Below are 16,445 nucleotides of genomic sequence, written 5' to 3' on the forward strand. Positions count from 1 at the left end.
TTCCGTAGCAGCACGCGCGATTTATAGATTCTCATGTAGTGACCTTCGACGTTGATCTCACCGCGGGTAAACCTTATCAAAGAGCTCAACAGGCCATGGTGCGAGTAGCTTAGCCAACTCTGGACCCGGCGAGACGGACTGAACACTGGAATACATGACGGCGTCGCCGTAAGGAACGCGTAGGCAGATCGCGAGTTTCTCTCTTTCGTCATTGACATACAGCCACCAATCTTCATCGCCGCCAAAAGTACGTGTACTGTCGGTCTCGACGTGTAATGGATTTCCGAGGTGCGAGCGCAGTGCCTCACGCTCGACCCCTCTTGCCCACCCCAATACCCAGAGTAGCGGTGCGTCGGGCTTGCTGTCTTCAATCAGCATGGGGGAAAGGGACATGACGGCTAACGCCTGAGTTAAGCCGGCCCAAAGCGGGCCGGCGACTGCGTGCCAGCGTAGCGTAGGCTTGAAGGTGCTGCCACGCTTTGGGCTGGGTTTGAACGAATTGTCAGATCGCACTGGCCAATTCTGGCTCTTGAAGCTAGAGAGCCAGTGCTCGTAGTTCTCTCTGGGTGGCATTAGTCCTGATTGCCGCGGGCTGTAACCGGGGGTCGGGTTCACTGGCCCCGTTCCTGTCCTGGCATGGCCTGAGTCGCGGCGAGCGCGTGTTCTGTCGCCCTGCGGATGCGCTGTGCGCGGGACGGTAGCCGGCAAGGCGCGGAGTCCTTTGGGCGTGGTAGCAGAAGCAGAGGCACAACGGCGACGTTGCGTGCCGGCTTTTCGTCTGCCCAGGCCTGCGATCAGCAACCCCTATGCTCAACGCGCGAACGGGTGCTTTAATGCCGGAGCCGCCATCGGCTTTACCTTACTGGAGCAAGCACCTTGAACGTTCACCGATTTTTTGTCGTCGCTCTGTCCGCTTGCCTGACCACTGTGCCCGCGCTCGCTGCCGCCGCGACGCAGGCGCCCGTCGCCCCTGCGAAAGTGATGATGCTTGGCTCGTTCCACTTCGAAAATCCGGGGCGGGACATGGTGAAGTTCAAGGTCTCCGACGTGATGTCGAAAGACAATCAGGCCTACCTCGCGGGCCTTGCCGCGCGGCTCGCCGCGTTCCGCCCTACCGACGTGCTGGTGGAATGCGATCCATCCGAGCAGGCGAACTACGACGCCGCTTTTGCTCGCTACCGCGACGGTCAGTCGACTCTGCCGGCTAACGAAACCCACCAAATCGGCTTCCGCGTCGCCAAAGCCTCAGGGATTGCGCGAGTAACGTGCTTCGACGAAGGTAAAGTCGGCTGGGAAGCCGATCCGATGTTCGATTACATCAAGGCGAACGACCCGGCAATGCAGGCGACGATGGATGCCACGTTCAAGGCTCTTTCCGAGCGCGCCGACCGCGAGCAATCGACGTTGCCGCTGGCCGAGCTGCTGCGCCTGACGAACGATCCCGCGCGCGACCGCGAAAACAAGAATCTCTACATCAGCACCAATGCAGTGGATGCCGGTGGCAGCTTTGTCGGTGCCGACGCGGCGGCCAGTTGGTGGCACCGCAACTTCCGCATGTACGCCAACGTGCAGAAGGCCGCGCAACCCGGCCACCGCTTGCTGGTGATTGCTGGATCCGGCCATACAGCGATCCTCAAGGACCTGTTGGCGATCGACATGCAGCGCACTGCCGAGGACGTGAACGGGTATCTGGCGCCGTAAGTCGACCTGGCGTTAAGGACAGCAGCGGGGCTCAACAGTGGGGCCAGAAGAAATATGTGCTCTAAATTGATATTTCCTCTGGCCCGTTGTTGGCGATCCTCATTGGTGTGGCAACCGTGAAGATGCGCCATGCGCGCGCTTTTGCAAGCCAACGCCGCTGCACAATGTTGATTGCCAAGAACTAAAGCTGGGGAAGCCTCAGACTCTGCGCCCTGTGTTTCCAGTTTCATCCCCCGACACCGACTACGCCGACCTCCAGCCATGACCAAAGTTCTGATCCTCAGCGTAAGCGCCGGCAATGGCCACGTGCGCGCAGCACAGGCGCTTGCTGCCGCCGCAGCCTCTCTCGCTCCCTCGTGCACGGCTGTACATATCGACACCATGGCCCATGTGTCAGGGGCGTTCCGCCGTATCTACACCGAGTGGTACATCCAGCTCGTGAATCGCGCGCCCGAACTCTGGTCGTATCTGCATCAGCGCAGCGACGTCACGCCGCATCACGCGGCGTCGCAGCGCTTGCGCCGCAGCATTGAGCGGCTGAGCACCGGCGCGCTGCTGCGCGAGATTCGAAACGCGAAGCCCGATGCCGTGATTTGCACCCACTTCCTGCCGGCCGAGTTGCTGATGCGCGAACGCAGAAACGCTGGCCTCGACTACCCCGTCTGGTTGCAGATCACCGACTACGACCTGCACAACATGTGGCTCGTTCCCGAGATGACCGGCTACCTGGCGGCGAACGAAGAGGTCGCGTTCCGGCTTCGCGCACGGGGCATTCCGGCCGAGCGGGTGCACGTCACAGGAATCCCGGTGATGCCGGCATTCTCGAAGCCCGACGCACCGACGCTGGAGCACGATGCGTGCGCGGCTGCCCTGGGTCTGGACCCATCGCGTTCCACGCTTCTGATGGCCTCAGGCGGCGCTGGCGTTGGCGATCTTGCGAGCATGGTCGAACGTGCCCTGGGCATGGCAAGCGATTTCCAGGTGATCGCCGTGGCGGGCCGCAATGCCGAAACGCACGCCAGACTGGCGGCGCTGGCGCTTCGCCATCCGGGCAGGATGATTGCGGTGGGCTTCACCGACGAGATGCACAAGCTCATGGCAGCTGCCGATCTGGTCGTCACCAAGCCTGGCGGCCTCACCGTGTCCGAATGCCTGGCGCTGGGCAAGCCAATGCTGCTGATCTCGCCAATCCCTGGCCAAGAAGAACACAACGCCGGCTTCCTGATGGAAGAAGGCGCAGCATGGCTGGCCTACGATGCCATTGGCCTTGACTACAAGGTCGAACGGCTGATGGCCGATCGGCCGAAATTGCGAACCATGGCCGCGTGCAGCCTTGCGCTCGGCAAGCCCCAGGCAGCAGCAACGGTGCTTCAACGTGTGCTGCAGAGCATGCCGCATGATGCGGGCCGTAGATAGAGTGCCCATCCGCGGCACACTCGTTTAACGGTGTCAGGTTCACTTAGGAAGTCAGCATGACCCCGTTACTACTGTGTTGCGTTGACCGGTTGAATCCACCGCCGGTAGCGGACATTGCCCAGCGTCTACTTCCGACTTGGCATCGCCAGCGCCGTCCGCGTTCATTCCTGTTCTCTTATCTGGCGTTCAAGCTCTAGGCGCCGAGCCTGTAGCCAGGCGACGTGGCGATAAGCCCGGACGAGAACCGCCACCGCAAGAACGAGCATCCCGACACCTACCGCCGCGGCCGCGTAGAAGGTCGCGCTACCCGTGGCGACGGTCATTCCCAGTGCACCGGCGGCAAACACCGCGGTGAAAGCCACTGCCATCCAACCTGCCACGATGCGGTGATTGGCCAGCAGAGGCCTGCGCTGCCGCAGTACCCAGAGCGCATAGGCCACCCAGCAGGAGCCAATGCACAGCATGACGACAAGCGCGGCCTGGGTGCGATCCGACAATGCCGGTTCGGTTGCCAGCAGTGCGCCCAGCAACACGCACATCATTAGTGCCGCCAGCAACAACGCCATGTGGCCATATCGCGACCGCGGAGAAAGCAGGCGTGATGTCAGTTGCTGCAACTCCGTATCGAGGGAGATCGACGAAGACTTATTGATCATGGGTAGAGTCCTCCAGAAGGATTTGTTTGCGTAGCAGCGTTCTTGCGCGGAACAGCCGCGATTTGACGGTACCGACCGGGATGCCGAGGGCATCTGCGATGTCGACCAGCGAAAGTTCTTCCAGATAGAACAGCGTCAACACTTCGCGCTCGACGATCGGCAGCAATGCCAGGTTGGTCGTCAGCGTCCGCTCGAGATCCTCATCAGCGCCGCTATCGTCGATAGATGCGATCTCATCTACATCGATGCCGGTATCCACTGGCATGGCATAGCGGGTTCGCAGGCGATCCATGAACGTGCGATGCGCGATCCCGAACAGCCAAGGACGGAATTGCGCAGCTTCCCCGCAGCCTCGCGATGCCCTGTATGACGCGCAACCAGACGTCCTGGGTCAGATCGTTGGCCAGTTCCGGGTCATTGCCTAGCTTCAGCGCATACCGATGCAACGAGCCTGACCAGCGGCGAATAAGATCGTCGAAGGCCGCGCGCTCACCCAGCTGACAGCGGACCACCAGCAACTGATCGGCACGCTGGCGGTTGGTGGTGTCTCGCTCCAATTCCTGATTCTCCTTCACTCGTCGCCAAGGTAGTCGGGGAACGGGGGAAAAGGTTCATTGGGCGCTGTTCAGCTGCCTCCATGTTCGACCATGGGGGTCCGAACGTTCCTGGTTGGAAAACCAGAATCTGGCGCTGTCAATGGCGCTTTCGACCCAAAGCGGGCATCGGCATCTCCAACCGGTCATCCGGTTTTCGAGCTTCAGGGGCAGGTTCACCTATCGGTTGAGTGGGATGCTTTGCGCGGGCGGTGTGCTGGCCTGATGCCTGCGAAGCGCTGGGTCTTGGCTTGGACCATAGCCTGGAAAGTGCTGGTGCCGAGCGCGCGTTGCTGTTGCAGGTAGGCGCGGATGGCGTCCACCTCCTCCGGGGCCAGGGTTTCGTGCAGTAGGCTGCGGTAGGCGTGGCTGCGTTGGGAGGCATCGGCGCCAAGTGCCAGGAAGGCGGGATGTGGATGCAGGGCCGAATGGGTCCTCAGGCCGAGATTTGCCTGGCAACTGGACCAGCGATAACGCGCCGGGTCGTCCATGATTGCTGCACGCACGGGGTTTAGCTCGATATAGCGGTAGCAGCGCAGCACATAGTCCTCGCTGTCGACTAGGCACGCCTTGTAGCGTCCCTCCCACAGCGTGCCGCTCCTGTCGTGGCGTCCATTGAATAAGGAAACATAATTGCGGCCAAGTCGCTGCATCAGGCGCGCAACACCCTGAGCCGTTTTCGGGGTAAGCAGCAGATGGACGTGGTTGTCCATCAGGACGTAGGCATGCAGCGTGCAGTCGCAGTGGTGTAGGGCATCGCGCAGCAGCTGCAGGTAGCGCAGCCGATCACCGTCATCCAAAAAGCAAGGCAGGCGGTTGTTCCCGCGCTGGACCACATGCTGCGGAATGCCAGGAATGGTGATACGAGGGAGTCGGGCCATGCGATCCAGCGTCGCCTTTCTCGATGGTCAGCGCAGTCCGAACAGGTCTCGCCCCGTGATCGGAAGACACCATGTCTGCGCATCGGAAAAGTCAACCTGGTCCCGTTACTCCCTCCTGAATTTTTAGGGCCTGAGCGCTAGTAGTGAAAAGATGATGCTGAACATGATGCACATCGTGATGTGCTGGCTGATTACCCGCAGAACTTCGGTATGGCCAATAGATTTTTGATCCAGAACAGACCTCGCATATCCCTTGATCTGAAGGAGGAGAGAGAGATTCATCGCATACAGCGCAGGAACTACCCAGAAGTACCGTGCAAGGCGTGGGTCGTGCCACAAGAGCAACAAGCCAGCAGCCATGATCAGGTAGCCAATGCAAGAGGCAAAGAACTGCCTGACCTTTCCTAGCCGGTCCCACGCGTCTTGCAGTGAGCGGAGTTTCGCGATCTTTGCCTGATTTCCCGCAGCACGAGAAATGAAAGCGGGCGAATCCACTCTGATGAAGCAACCAATAAAAAAGATGGTACCCATGAGGGTGCATACAAGTCCTAGAGCCAGAATCATGGATTAATTTTTCCTGGGATGTCACGTTTGATTAAGAGTCGGGTCATTGCCACGCCCGCTTAAAGCCAAGGGTTGGTCTCATCGTGCGAAAAGTACCACGAAATATATTATGTTTCCATGCGGTCTTCTTGCCAATGGGGCGCTCAACGGCCTCATGCCCGCTATGCTGGAAACTATGAGTGAGAATTTGTAGATTTTTGAAAGTGCACTCTAACCTTGTTTTCTGAACAGGTCTCGCCAAGCGATTGGAAGACACCGTGTCCGCGCATTGGAAAAGTTAACCTGACCCCGTTATTGCCGGCAGCGATGATGTCGCCATGCGCGGCGATGGTGCGGATCAGGCCGTCGAGCGCATCGGCCTAGTCGAGCGTGATGCCGAAGACAAAGCGGTTGCACGCCATCTCAGCGATCCTCCGGTGCGTGGTGGGCGATGGCCGCGTCAGTCCTTGCTGGCCACGCTCACCACCAGTTCGCCGTTGCGCACCTGCACGCGCAGCGTACTGCCGATGGCAAAGCCCAGTTCCTCCATCCAGCGGCCGCCCAGGCGCAGCGCGGGCATGCGCTTGCCGCTGGCGGAGTGGCCGCAGCCCACGGTGCATGTCTGCGGCGGGCGTGGGCGGCGGGGTGCGCGTGGCGGGCGGGCCAGCTCGGCGGCGATGGCGGCCGCGGCGTCTTCAACCGACATCATCGGCGTGAATGGTGGCTCGATGTAACGCAGGAATCCGGCCGGCTCGGGCGCGGGAACGGGCTTCGGTTGGCGCGTTGCACGTTTGCGGGCAGGCGGGGTGCGGGGAGTGTGGGGCGGGATGACGGTGGACGCATGGCACAGCCTCCTTGGCAGACAGGAACCCGCGCCGAACGGCGACGGGATGTCGGGAGGTTAGAAACCGCACAGAGCCGGCGGGCTTATTTCCCCGAAGGGTGTTGTATTCGCCGCCCTCCCGACGCAGACAGCGCGTCGGAGTGTGCCTGCGAACAGGCACAAAAAACCCACCGGTTTGACGGAGGTGGGTGCCGCTCTGTGAGGAGTTTCTACGCTCCTTGGAGGGGATGGTGCTACTGGTTTTTTAGGATGTCAACTGGGTTGGGACGTGGCGCTGGATGCGGTTTGTAAGTGGTACTGCCCCCTCGCTATCCGAACGTGCACGGGGACGTGCTGCCGCATGTCGTGCATGTGGCCGGCTGAGGGGCTGCTAGGGAATTAATTGTCCACGTCCCATTCCGCTCAACGCCCCATTCGCTCAAATTGAGGCTATCGTAGAAGGTAGAAATAGGGGGGGGTATGAGCGTTCAATACACCTGCGCGAGATTTTGGCGATGCGCCTTACAGGTCAACCCTGTCGGCTACAACGGCACCTATAGGGGGAGCGACCACGGGCTGGATGAAAGCGGCTACAACCAAGCACTGCTTCGAAAATGCCTCGAACTGGGCATCACGGTTGTTGGCCTTGCTGACCACGGCAGCGTGGCCAGCGTTGACGCTTTGCGTCAGGTGTTGCAGTCGCAAGGAATCGTGGTTTTTCCCGGCTTCGAGATCGCCTCCAACGACAAGACTCATTACGTCTGCCTCTTCCCTGAGGACACCGACTAACGGGGTCAGGTTCACTTATCGGTTGAGCTGGATGCTTTGCGCGGACGGTATGCGGGCCTAATGCCTGCGAAGCACTGGGTCTTGGCTTGGACCTTGTAACGGGTCAGGTTCACTTAGGAAGTCAACCTGACCGCGTTATTGTCGTTAGTCTTCATTGCACATCAAGGGTCAGCGGCGTCTCCAAGATTGTGGAAATAAATCCATTGATCGTTTCTTGGCCTCCGCCGAGATTGTTATAGACCCCGACAACTCGAGGTACTACGGTGATTTTCCCGTCGTATATCTTCGCTTTGATTGCACCAATGGCCATCAGGGCATTTTGAATTGTCGTTGGATTTATTTCACTCGGAATCGGTATCAGCGGCGAGATTCCTTCTCCGCTTAGGCCGAGGGATTGGATAACCAACGTTCCAGATATCTGCTTTGCTTGGGCGGCTACGCCTAATGCAAACAAATTTCCAAGATCAACACTTCCTTCTTTTACTGTGACGTTGGCAGTGAGTCGCAACCCGACACCCACGTAAACAGGCACTACAACATCTGGATTGGGCTCTGTGGTTAGTGCAACGGAAACTCTTTTGCCATCCGCCATGGGCGTTTTCTTTACCCCAAATGATTTTGTTGTGAATTTCGTGTAGTCAAGAATAACAACATAGTTGTTGCCTGCTACCCCTGCTGTAGCTGATCCAAACGAAATGCCGGCCTTTCCATCAAGTTGACCAATAGCTAACCGCATCGTCTCGTCGGGAAGGGCTTCCAGTCTCTTTTCTCGCGTGGCGGTTGCCGGTGAAACCGTAACTGGCAGCGAGTCAATTGGGTTATATCCATAGCTTTGTGCCGGCCCCCCGGGGTTGGCTGGAATAGTAAATGAAGTGCAGCCACTTAGCGCCACGGCTATGAGGCAAATAATTGAAAGATTCTTTCGCATGAGACTCTCCTTGATTGTGAAAGCCAATGTCCGAGTTAAGCAGGCCTGCGAAGCGGCTTTCGCTTGAATGGAAGACTAACGGGACCAGGTTCACTTAGCGGTTGAGTTGGATGCTTTGCGCAGGCGGTGTGCGGGCCTGATGCCTGCGAAACGCTGGGTATTGGCTTGCCGTGTGACGAGTGAGATTCACTTAGGAAGTCAACCTGACCCCGTTTCTGGTCCATCTTTGGCGGCTAGAATATTTAGTCGATCGCGCATGGAACGTAGTCTCGCTTTCAGATCACCTAACGTAAGGACGGAAAGCGTAAGCATTGCAAGCAGTAACGCCACCAAATATGGCATCTCCTCTGGGCGTAACTCTGTTGGACTTATGCTCTTCGGAGTTGGGCTGAGGGTATAGGCGACGAACGCTACTGCGACGCAAGAAGCCATTGCAACCGGTCTAGCAATGGAGACCGCTCGCGACGTCTCGATGTCTTTCATACCCACCACTCGCGCGGCCGGTTCATAACGGCCCTTAGAGTCACGAACCAAGGCGCGGCAGAGGAATGTATCACCAGGATTCAGCAAACACCTTTCAATCTGAAGTTCTCGGCCCTGTGAGCTTGTTGCCACGACCAGACCCTTGGGGGATGGCTCGGATATCTCGGCGTGCAAAACGGCTGCACCCTCTTCAAATATGAGAGTAACTGGACGCTCAAACTCTTCAGCAGTTATAGGCTGATTCCCGCTGTTGGTTATGCGGACAACGATGACAGAGGCGCTCTCTAGAACGTCTCCATTGAACTTAACCTCGAGCCCTTCGATTTTTTCAGTGCCGATTGTGACTAGCGGAACGCGAGCAACACGCTCAATCAGAAGACGCTTCCTTGGCCGCTGCAAGGCGTAAACCCAAAATGTCGCGCCGATAGCGATGAGCGCTAAGACTGCCCCAACAAAAGTCCAGATGCTATCCCGTAGTAGCTCGTGCATAGATTGAGGATTTCTTGATTCATTGAATGAGCAGTGAGTGAATACGCGTAACGTCTGAATTAAGCCGCGCCGCGAATCGGCGTCGGCTTGAATGAATTGTTAGCCCGCATCAGTGTCGTTACCAGCCGGATGCTCCTTGTTGGCGCCCGCGGCAGCAAAGACAACAATTTTTGCAAGCTGGTTAACTTGATCTTGCAGTTCGGCAATCTTTTCCGGTGGGTCGCCCGCCTCGATGGCATCTCTTTTTGCGACCATTGCATGGGCCAAAAACTCTCCGGCAGGCTCCGCTGCGTTCTTGAACTTGCTGGGTGGGCCAGGGCGCCTCACTATCGCTTGGGCGAACCGACCCTTTAGTGCATAGAGGAGAAAGAGCGTCGCCTCCTCAAAGGTCGCTCTAGGATTACTCCTATCTGCCAATGGGGTTATGAACTCGTGGAGCTTTTCAAGCTCTAGTACGTCAGGAACTCGACGGGGTGGCACCAACTCTTTGGGCGGTGCCAATTCCCGGCAGCGATCAGCGATGTGTGTACTGTTGAAGCTAATGTCTTTAGCCAGGTGCGCGAACTCGTTTCTGATCTTTGCTACAAGTGAAAGACGCTTCCTTTCTGAGTCGTCGATTAGTCCAAGCATGAAGGCGATCTTGACCCGGGCCATATACGACCCAAGTTCCTGTCCAGGCGCAAAGACGTCAAATCCGGGAGCGTGGTCCACGACCATAACGGCCGCAAGAAGCGTGCAGAGTGCGTCATCCAGAGCCGCAGCCGCGACAATTGCCGCGGCACGGTCGCTGGAGCCCGCAAATTCTGCATCTAAGACTTCAAGAGCGGTCATGTGTGCGCGGGCTAACTACTATTCGGCGACGAAATGGTGTGTAAAACAGGTGCGTAGCGCATCGATACCACTACTTTTCGGGGCAGCATGCATCCCAAATTCGATCTTCCGCCATTCCCGCTGTCGCATAATTCTTACATCTAACCCCACGGCCATTCCCGGTGCATCCCCGCACGAGTCTGACGCTAACACTTGTTGACGATCGTCACAAGTTAAAGGCCGCTCGGCGTAACCGCCGGCGGCCTTAATTTGTAGACAAGTTGTTTGATCCCGCGCCATCCCGACTTTGCCGGATGGCGCGTTCCCCGGATAACTCAGTTACCCGGCGCACTCCAAACCTGCCCCTTAACCCCACGCACGCTCGCATCCGCCGCGCCATCCAGATCGAACACAATCACGCTGTTCTCGCCTTTGCGCTGCATCGGCGCCGGAAAATACAACGCCCGCTGCGGCCCGATGTTCCAATGCCGGCCAAGGTTATGGCCGTTGGCCCAGGCGAAGCCTTTGCCGAAGGCCTGCATGTCCAGGAAGGTGTCGGCGGGCGTGCCGATCTTGACGGTGCCGCGGTGGAAGGCGGGGCCGTCGACCTTGGCGGTGGTCCAGCCGGTGAGTTTGCTCGGGTCGTCCATCGGCAGCGGGAAGGTCTGCCAGCCGGTCAGCGGCTTGCCGTCGAGCAGCACGGGGTCGACCAGGCCGGCGCGGCCGTCGGGCAGGTGGGCGCCGTAGTTGATGCGGCCGCCGTTCTCCAACAGCACGTCCACGGTGTGGGGGCCGGCGGGGATGTCCACGTCCACGGCCACTTGCTGCAGGCGGCGCTCGGCGCTGCCGGCCAACTTACGATCCACGTAGACGCGGGCGTAGTCGCGCACCTCGCCCAGGTACAGGCTGCCCTTGCGCGGGCCGGTGACGGTGGTGCGGTAGAGGATGTAGCCGTAGGCCTGGCCGTAGCGCTCCATCGGTTGCGGGGTGTCGGTGGTGGCGGCCGGCGCGGGCAGGTTGTCCCACAGCGAGGCGGATTCGCGCAGCGGGGTGGCCGGCAGTTCGGCGAAGCGGATCGGCTTGGGCAGGGCCGGCGGCTGCACGCCGGTGACGCGGGTGATGGCGTCGCGGAACAGGGCGAACTTGGGCGTGGGGCGGCCGGCTTCGTCCAGTACGGCGTCGTAGTCGTAGCTGGTGGTCTGCGGGGCGTAGTGGTCGCTGGCGTTCTTCTGGAAGTTGGCGCCGTTCATGAAGCCGAAGCTGGTGCCGCCGACGAACATGTAGATGTTCGCGGAATGGCCCTGGCGCAGGATCCATTCGAATTCGCTGGCCTGCTTGTTGGCGTCGGTGTTGGCGTGCTTGTCGCCCCACTGGTCGAACCAGCCGGCCCAGTATTCGCCCACCATCTGCGGTTGGCCGGGGCGGAACTTGGCCAGGCTCTGGAACGCTTTCTCGGCTTCGCCGGGGCCGAAGTTCACCACGGCCAGGGTGTCGGGCAGGGTGCCGTTGGCGAGCACGTCAGCGCCGTCGGCGGTGAACAGCAGGGCCTTGTCGAAGCCGGCCTTGACGAACATGGCGCGGTTGGCCTGCATGTAGACGTGGTCGTCGTCGTAGGAGCCGTATTCGTTCTCGACCTGCACGGCGATGATGGGGCCGCCGTTGTGGTTGAGCTTGGGCTTGACCTGCGCGGCGACGGCGTCGAGGTAGGCCTGGCTGGCGGCGAGGAAGCGCGGGTCCTGGCTGCGCACGCGCATGCCCGGTTCGGCGAACAGCCAGGCCGGGTAGCCGCCGGCTTCCCATTCGGCGCACACGTAGGGGCCGGGACGCAGGATGACGTTGAGGCCTTGCGCGGCGGCTTCGTCGATGAAGGCGGCCAGGTCGTTGTTGCCGCTGAAGTCGAACTGGCCCTGGCGCGGTTCGACCAGGTTCCAGAACACGTAGGTCTCCACGGTGTTCAGGCCCATGGCGCGCGCTTTCTGCAGGCGGTCCTTCCAGTAGGCGCGCGGGATACGCTGGAAGTGGATGGCGCCGGAAATGATCTGGTAGGGCTTGCCGTCGCGGGTGAAGTGTTCGCCCTGGGTGGCGAAGGCGGGCCAGGGCGTCGCTGCGTGCGTCGGCTGTGCGGATGCCGGGAGGGAGAGCAGGAGCGACAGGGCAAGGGCGGACAGGGAGCTGCGCAGCATGTGGGGGTCTCTGGCGGTGGTGAGGTTGGGCTTTTTTGTAGGAGCGGCTTTAGCCGCGACCGTGCGTTGCCGGTGGGTTTTGGTCGCGGCTGAAGCCGCTCCTACAGAGAGCTTGGGGGGCTCAAACGAACGAGGGCGGCAGGTCTTCCTTGGCTGCGCCGAATGCCGGATTCGGCTTCGGGCCCATCTCCAGTTCCAGGGTGCCGCCAGCGGCTAGGTCGGCGTGGCGCAGCCAGCTGCGGGTGTACGGCTTGCCGTTCCAGCGGGCGCGCTGGATGTAGACGTTGGCGGCGCTGTTGCCGTGGGCGACGACGCTGAGGGTGCGGCCGTTGCCGACATCGACGTCGGCGCGCTTGAACAGCGGGCTGCCGAGCACGTAGGTGGCGCTGACCGGGTCCACGGCGTAGAAGCCCAGGGCGCTGAGCACGAACCAGGCGCTCATCTGCCCGCAGTCCTCGTTACCGGACAGGCCGTTGCGCGCGTCGTGGTATTGCTCGCGCAGCAGCCTCCGCACCATGGCCTGGGTCTTGTACGGCTGCCCGGCGTAGGCGAACAGGTAGGCCACGTGGTGGCTGGGTTCGTTACCGTGCGCGTACTGGCCGACCATGCCGTCGATGTCCGGCGGCGCGTCGGCCGGCAGTTCGGAGCTGGTGGAGAACAGTTCGTCGAGCTTGGCGACGAAGCCGTCGCGGCCGCCGAACAGGTCCATGTAGCCGTACAGGTCGTGCTGGTTGAGGAAGGTGGCCTGCCAGGCGTTGGACTCGGTGAAGTCGCGCCATTTCGCCATGTGGCCCATCGCGCGCGGATCGAACGGGGCGGCCCAGTCGCCGTTGCTCAGCCGCGGCTGCACGAAGCCGCTTTTGCGGTTGAACACGTTGCGGTAATTGCGCGAGCGTTCGCGCAGGGCGCTTGCCTCCTTGGTGGCGCCGGCGGCCTGCGCCAGGTGCGCCACCGCCCAGTCGTCGTAGGCGTATTCGAGGGTGCGGCTGACCGCTTCGTCGACGGTGTCGCTGGGGATGTAGCCGCGCTTGCGGTACTCGTCCAGGCCGTGCGTGGTGTCGTCCATGGCGCGCTTGCGGTAGGCCGGCCAGGCGGCGGCGTAGTCGATGCCGGTGAAGCCCTTGGCGTGCGCTTCGGCCAGCACCACGGCGGAGTGGTAGCCGATCATGCAGCCGGTTTCGACGCCTTGCAGCGGCCAGATGCCGACGCCGTCCGGGCATTCGTTGGCGCCGCGCACCAGGCACTGCACCAGGTCGGGCACGCGTTCGGGTTGCACCAATGTCAGCAACGGGTGCAGTGCGCGGTAGGTGTCCCACAGCGAGTAGGTGCTGTAGTTGTGATAGCCGGCGGGCGCCTGGTGCACCTTCAGGTCCATGCCGCGGTAGCGGCCATCGGTGTCGCTGAACAGGGTCGGCGCGAGCAGGCTGTGGTACAGGCCGGTGTAGAAGATGCGCTGCTGCGCGTCGTCGTCGCTGTCGATGCGCACGCGCGCCAGTTCCTTCTCCCACGCGGCCACGGCGGCGGCGTGCACGCGCGCGAAATCGAAGTCGGGCAGTTCGGCGTCGAGATTGGCCAGGGCGTTGTCGGCGCTGACCGCGGAGATGCCGACCTTGACCAGCAGCGGCGCGTCGGCGGCGTCGGGGTAGTGCAGCGCCACCTTCAGGTGGGTGCCGTCGGCTTGGTGCGCGTTGGCGGCCAGCGGCTGGTCTTCGGAATAGAGCTGGGCCTTGGCGAACGGCCGCGACAGGCGCATGGCGAAGTAGAGGTAGCGGCCGGTCGCCCACTGGTACACGCGGCGCCCGCCGGTCAGGGTGCGCGCATCGACGATGCGCAGTTGCGCGTCGCTGACCCGGGTCGCGATCTCCGGCTTGTCCTGCATGCCGTGGCACAGGTCCAGCAGCAGATGCGCCGGCTTGCCCTTGGGGAAGTGGTAGCGGTGCAGGCCGGCGCGTGCGGTGGCGGTCAGCTCGGCGTGCACGCCGCTGTCCTTCAGGCGCACCCGGTAGTAGCCGGGCGAGGCGGCTTCGTCGGCGTGGTCGTAGCGCGAGCGGTAGCCGGCGTCCGGATCTTCCAGCGTGCCGGGGACCAGCTTGACGTCGCCGGTGGCGGGGACGACCAGGAAATCGAGCAGGTCGCCGACGCCGGTGCCGGACAGGTGGGTGTGCGAGAAGCCCATGATCGAGCCGTCGGACTCGTGGTAGCCGGAGCACGAATCCCACACCGCGTTGTAGGTGTCCGGGCTCAGCTGCACCATGCCGAACGGCAGCGTGGCGCCGGGGAAGGTGTGGCCGTGGCCGCCGGTGCCGATGAACACGTCGACGTGGCGGGTGAGCGCGGCCTTGGCGCGCGCATCGGCGGGCAGCGCATAGCTGCCGGCGCGCGCTTGCGCCAGGCGGGCGATGCCGCTGCTGCCGAACAGGGCCAGGGCGATGGCGCCCTGCAGGAAACCGCGTCGTGTGGCCATGGTGCTGTCCTCGGGGTGTGCAGCGGAGAGGGATGGTGTTTCTGTAGGAGCGGCTTCAGCCGCGACCTTGGCGTTGCCGGTAAGACTCGGTCGCGGCTGAAGCCGCTCCTACAGGGGGCGGTCAGGGGGTGGGGGTGGTCAGGCTTTCAATAGGTGCGGTTTGCGCTGGTGCAGGTCGACGATCAGTTCGCCGAACAAGGTGTTGGCCCAGGCGAACCAGTCGCGGGTGAATTTGCTCGGGTCGTCCTTGTCGAAGGCTTCGTGCATGAAGCCGCTGCCGGCGTCGGTGCTCTTCAGCCAGGCCAGGCATTGGCGGATCTGCGCGTCGTCGTCGCTGGCCAGTGCGTACTGCATGATCGACATCGGCCAGATCGTGCCCATGCCGCTGTGCGGGCTGCCCACGCCCTCGGCGGCGCGGCCGCGGTAGAAGTACGGGTTGCGCTCGCTCCACGCCAGCTGGCGGGTGCGCAGGAACAGCGGATCGCGGCGGTCGCAGCAGCCCAGGTAGGCCAGGCTCAGCAGGCCCGGCGCGTTGGCGTCGTCGATGAACAGCTGGTTGCCGTAGCCGTCCACTTCGTAGGCCCAGAACGGCTGCCCATCGGCATCGCGCATCTGCCCGAATTTGCGCGTGGCCGTCTCGACTTCGTCGGCCAGCGCGCGGCATTCGCCGGCGAAGGCGGCATCGTGGTGCAGCGCTTCGCTCATCGTCGCCAGCTGCCGCAGCGAGGTCACCGCGAACAGGTTGGCCGGCACGAACAGCGGATACAGGCAGGCGTCGTCGGACGGGCGGAACATCGAGTGGATCATGCCGTTGGGCTTGGTCGGCTGGCCGTAGCCTTCCAGCACCAGGGTCTCGGTGGCCAGCGGCGAGGGGCGCTGGAAATTGTAGGGGCCGCGGTCGTGCAGGCGCTGCTGCTCGCGGAAGGTCTTGACCACCACGTGCATCGCCGCGCGCCAGTCGTCGTCGAACGGGGCGGCGTCGCCGCTGGCGCGCCAGTATTCGTGCGCCAGCCGGATCGGGTAGCACAGCGAATCCACTTCCCACTTGCGCTCGCCGACGCCGGGCTTCATCTCGGTGATGTCGGCCACCGACCATTTCAGGCGCTGGCTCTTGCCGTCGGGCAGGAACGCATTGGCGTAGGGGTCGAGCTGGATGCAGGCGGCCTGGCGCTGGATCAGGCCATGGAACATGCGCCGCAGCGCCGGGTCGCGTTTGGCCAGCGGCACGTACGGATGCACCTGCGCGGAGGAATCGCGCAGCCACAGCGCCTCGATGTCGCCGGTGATGACGAAGGTGTCCGGCTTGCCGTTGCGGGTGCCGATTTCCACGGTGGTGTCGAGCGTGTTCGGATAGCAGTTCTCGAACAGCCAGGCCAGGCGCGGATCGCCGATGCCGGCTTTGACCGTGCGCAGGTGCTTTTCCACCGCGGCGCTGACGAAGCGCCGTTGCGCCGGCGCTGGGCGCTTGCTGGGCAAGCCGGCCGCGGATGCGCCGGACGCGGCGAAGCCGGGCACGGCGCTGGCGAGCAGGCCGGCGCCGGCGGCGCTGCCGAGCAACTGGAGGACATCGCGGCGGGAAGGCATGGGTGACTCCTGGTCTGGTTTATACGGGTGAGCGCATTGCTTTGCTTTTCTGTAGGAGCGGCTTCAGCCGCGACCGGGTGTTACCGGTGAGTCCCGGTCGCG

Annotated in this window: 15 protein-coding genes and 1 pseudogene; 3 read left to right on the plus strand and 13 right to left on the minus strand. The window is 62.0% G+C overall.

Translation table 11 applies throughout. The annotated features are described in order from the left end of the window. Positions 1-57 precede the first annotated feature (57 nt). Positions 58-393, minus strand: coding sequence for a hypothetical protein (locus HEP74_RS06010; RefSeq protein ID WP_185815630.1), 336 nt, complete (start codon positions 391-393; stop codon positions 58-60). A 483-nt stretch (positions 394-876) separates the two neighbouring features. Between HEP74_RS06010 and HEP74_RS06015 the strand changes: the two genes are divergently transcribed. Together HEP74_RS06015 and HEP74_RS06020 are read left to right on the plus strand one after the other, a co-directional pair. Continuing rightward, a complete protein-coding gene (locus HEP74_RS06015; protein ID WP_185815631.1) occupies positions 877-1,701 on the plus strand; it encodes a DUF5694 domain-containing protein in 825 nt (274 codons plus the stop codon). A 261-nt stretch (positions 1,702-1,962) separates the two neighbouring features. Further along, the gene (locus HEP74_RS06020; RefSeq protein ID WP_185815632.1) at positions 1,963-3,117 is read left to right on the plus strand and encodes an MGDG synthase family glycosyltransferase; all 1,155 of its coding nucleotides are present in this window, start codon (positions 1,963-1,965) and stop codon (positions 3,115-3,117) included. A gap of 161 nt (positions 3,118-3,278) precedes the next feature. Here the strand turns inward: HEP74_RS06020 and HEP74_RS06025 are convergent, their stop codons facing one another. From HEP74_RS06025 to HEP74_RS06045, 6 genes are all read right to left on the minus strand, one after another. Continuing rightward, positions 3,279-3,773 (minus strand): hypothetical protein, encoded by a 495-nt coding sequence (locus tag HEP74_RS06025; RefSeq protein WP_185815633.1) that lies wholly within the window; start codon positions 3,771-3,773, stop codon positions 3,279-3,281. Beyond that, positions 3,763-4,065, minus strand: coding sequence for an RNA polymerase sigma factor (locus tag HEP74_RS21745; protein WP_255427897.1), 303 nt, complete (start codon positions 4,063-4,065; stop codon positions 3,763-3,765). Before HEP74_RS21745 ends, HEP74_RS06025 begins: the two co-directional genes overlap by 11 nt. After that, a complete protein-coding gene (locus HEP74_RS22095; RefSeq protein ID WP_524540770.1) occupies positions 4,007-4,348 on the minus strand; it encodes an RNA polymerase sigma factor in 342 nt (113 codons plus the stop codon). Before HEP74_RS22095 ends, HEP74_RS21745 begins: the two co-directional genes overlap by 59 nt. A 194-nt stretch (positions 4,349-4,542) precedes the next feature. Then, on the minus strand, positions 4,543-5,247 hold the full coding sequence (locus tag HEP74_RS06035) for a transposase (RefSeq protein WP_185815634.1): 705 nt from the start codon (positions 5,245-5,247) through the stop codon (positions 4,543-4,545). Between the two features lie 123 nt (positions 5,248-5,370). Further along, complete coding sequence (locus HEP74_RS06040) at positions 5,371-5,811, minus strand: hypothetical protein (RefSeq protein ID WP_185815635.1); 441 nt, start codon at positions 5,809-5,811, stop codon at positions 5,371-5,373. 439 nt (positions 5,812-6,250) lie between these two features. Then, the gene (locus tag HEP74_RS06045) at positions 6,251-6,499 is read right to left on the minus strand and encodes a SymE family type I addiction module toxin (RefSeq protein WP_185815636.1); all 249 of its coding nucleotides are present in this window, start codon (positions 6,497-6,499) and stop codon (positions 6,251-6,253) included. 594 nt (positions 6,500-7,093) lie between these two features. Here HEP74_RS06045 and HEP74_RS06050 point away from each other — a divergent pair. Beyond that, positions 7,094-7,396 (plus strand): annotated as a pseudogene (locus HEP74_RS06050) (ATPase); the annotation flags it as partial. Between the two features lie 157 nt (positions 7,397-7,553). Here the strand turns inward: HEP74_RS06050 and HEP74_RS06055 are convergent. From HEP74_RS06055 to HEP74_RS06080, 6 genes are all read right to left on the minus strand, one after another. Continuing rightward, entirely contained in the window at positions 7,554-8,330 is a 777-nt protein-coding gene (locus HEP74_RS06055) for a hypothetical protein (protein WP_185815637.1), read from the minus strand. Between the two features lie 198 nt (positions 8,331-8,528). Next, positions 8,529-9,302, minus strand: a complete 774-nt coding sequence (locus HEP74_RS06060) for a cbb3-type cytochrome c oxidase subunit 3 (RefSeq protein ID WP_185815638.1) — start codon at positions 9,300-9,302, stop codon at positions 8,529-8,531. Between the two features lie 99 nt (positions 9,303-9,401). After that, on the minus strand, positions 9,402-10,133 hold the full coding sequence (locus HEP74_RS06065) for a hypothetical protein (protein WP_185815639.1): 732 nt from the start codon (positions 10,131-10,133) through the stop codon (positions 9,402-9,404). 314 nt (positions 10,134-10,447) lie between these two features. Next, positions 10,448-12,295: a glycoside hydrolase family 35 protein gene (locus tag HEP74_RS06070; protein WP_185815640.1), complete on the minus strand. Its 1,848-nt coding sequence runs from the start codon at positions 12,293-12,295 to the stop codon at positions 10,448-10,450. 121 nt (positions 12,296-12,416) lie between these two features. Continuing rightward, positions 12,417-14,759, minus strand: a complete 2,343-nt coding sequence (locus HEP74_RS06075) for a GH92 family glycosyl hydrolase (RefSeq protein ID WP_185815641.1) — start codon at positions 14,757-14,759, stop codon at positions 12,417-12,419. Positions 14,760-14,897: 138 nt separating this feature from the next. Then, positions 14,898-16,343, minus strand: a complete 1,446-nt coding sequence (locus HEP74_RS06080; RefSeq protein WP_185815642.1) for a glycoside hydrolase family 125 protein — start codon at positions 16,341-16,343, stop codon at positions 14,898-14,900. Between the last annotated feature and the right edge of the window lie 102 nt (positions 16,344-16,445).

It is taken from the genome of Xanthomonas sp. SS, assembly GCF_014236835.1.
GTDB lineage: Bacteria > Pseudomonadota > Gammaproteobacteria > Xanthomonadales > Xanthomonadaceae > Xanthomonas_A.

Excerpts from the sequence above, each read along its gene's own strand:
- HEP74_RS21745 (WP_255427897.1), bottom strand. The coding sequence starts at position 4,065 with ATGGATCGCCTGCGAACCCGCTATGCCATGCCAGTGGATACCGGCATC.
- HEP74_RS06080 (WP_185815642.1), bottom strand. The coding sequence starts at position 16,343 with ATGCCTTCCCGCCGCGATGTCCTCCAGTTGCTCGGCAGCGCCGCCGGC.
- HEP74_RS06075 (WP_185815641.1), bottom strand. The coding sequence starts at position 14,759 with ATGGCCACACGACGCGGTTTCCTGCAGGGCGCCATCGCCCTGGCCCTG.
- HEP74_RS06060 (WP_185815638.1), bottom strand. The coding sequence starts at position 9,302 with ATGCACGAGCTACTACGGGATAGCATCTGGACTTTTGTTGGGGCAGTC.
- HEP74_RS06035 (WP_185815634.1), bottom strand. The coding sequence starts at position 5,247 with ATGGCCCGACTCCCTCGTATCACCATTCCTGGCATTCCGCAGCATGTG.
- HEP74_RS06055 (WP_185815637.1), bottom strand. The coding sequence starts at position 8,330 with ATGCGAAAGAATCTTTCAATTATTTGCCTCATAGCCGTGGCGCTAAGT.
- HEP74_RS06065 (WP_185815639.1), bottom strand. The coding sequence starts at position 10,133 with ATGACCGCTCTTGAAGTCTTAGATGCAGAATTTGCGGGCTCCAGCGAC.
- HEP74_RS06045 (WP_185815636.1), bottom strand. The coding sequence starts at position 6,499 with ATGATGTCGGTTGAAGACGCCGCGGCCGCCATCGCCGCCGAGCTGGCC.
- HEP74_RS06010 (WP_185815630.1), bottom strand. The coding sequence starts at position 393 with ATGTCCCTTTCCCCCATGCTGATTGAAGACAGCAAGCCCGACGCACCG.
- HEP74_RS06040 (WP_185815635.1), bottom strand. The coding sequence starts at position 5,811 with ATGATTCTGGCTCTAGGACTTGTATGCACCCTCATGGGTACCATCTTT.
- HEP74_RS06070 (WP_185815640.1), bottom strand. The coding sequence starts at position 12,295 with ATGCTGCGCAGCTCCCTGTCCGCCCTTGCCCTGTCGCTCCTGCTCTCC.
- HEP74_RS06025 (WP_185815633.1), bottom strand. The coding sequence starts at position 3,773 with ATGATCAATAAGTCTTCGTCGATCTCCCTCGATACGGAGTTGCAGCAA.
- HEP74_RS06020 (WP_185815632.1), top strand. The coding sequence starts at position 1,963 with ATGACCAAAGTTCTGATCCTCAGCGTAAGCGCCGGCAATGGCCACGTG.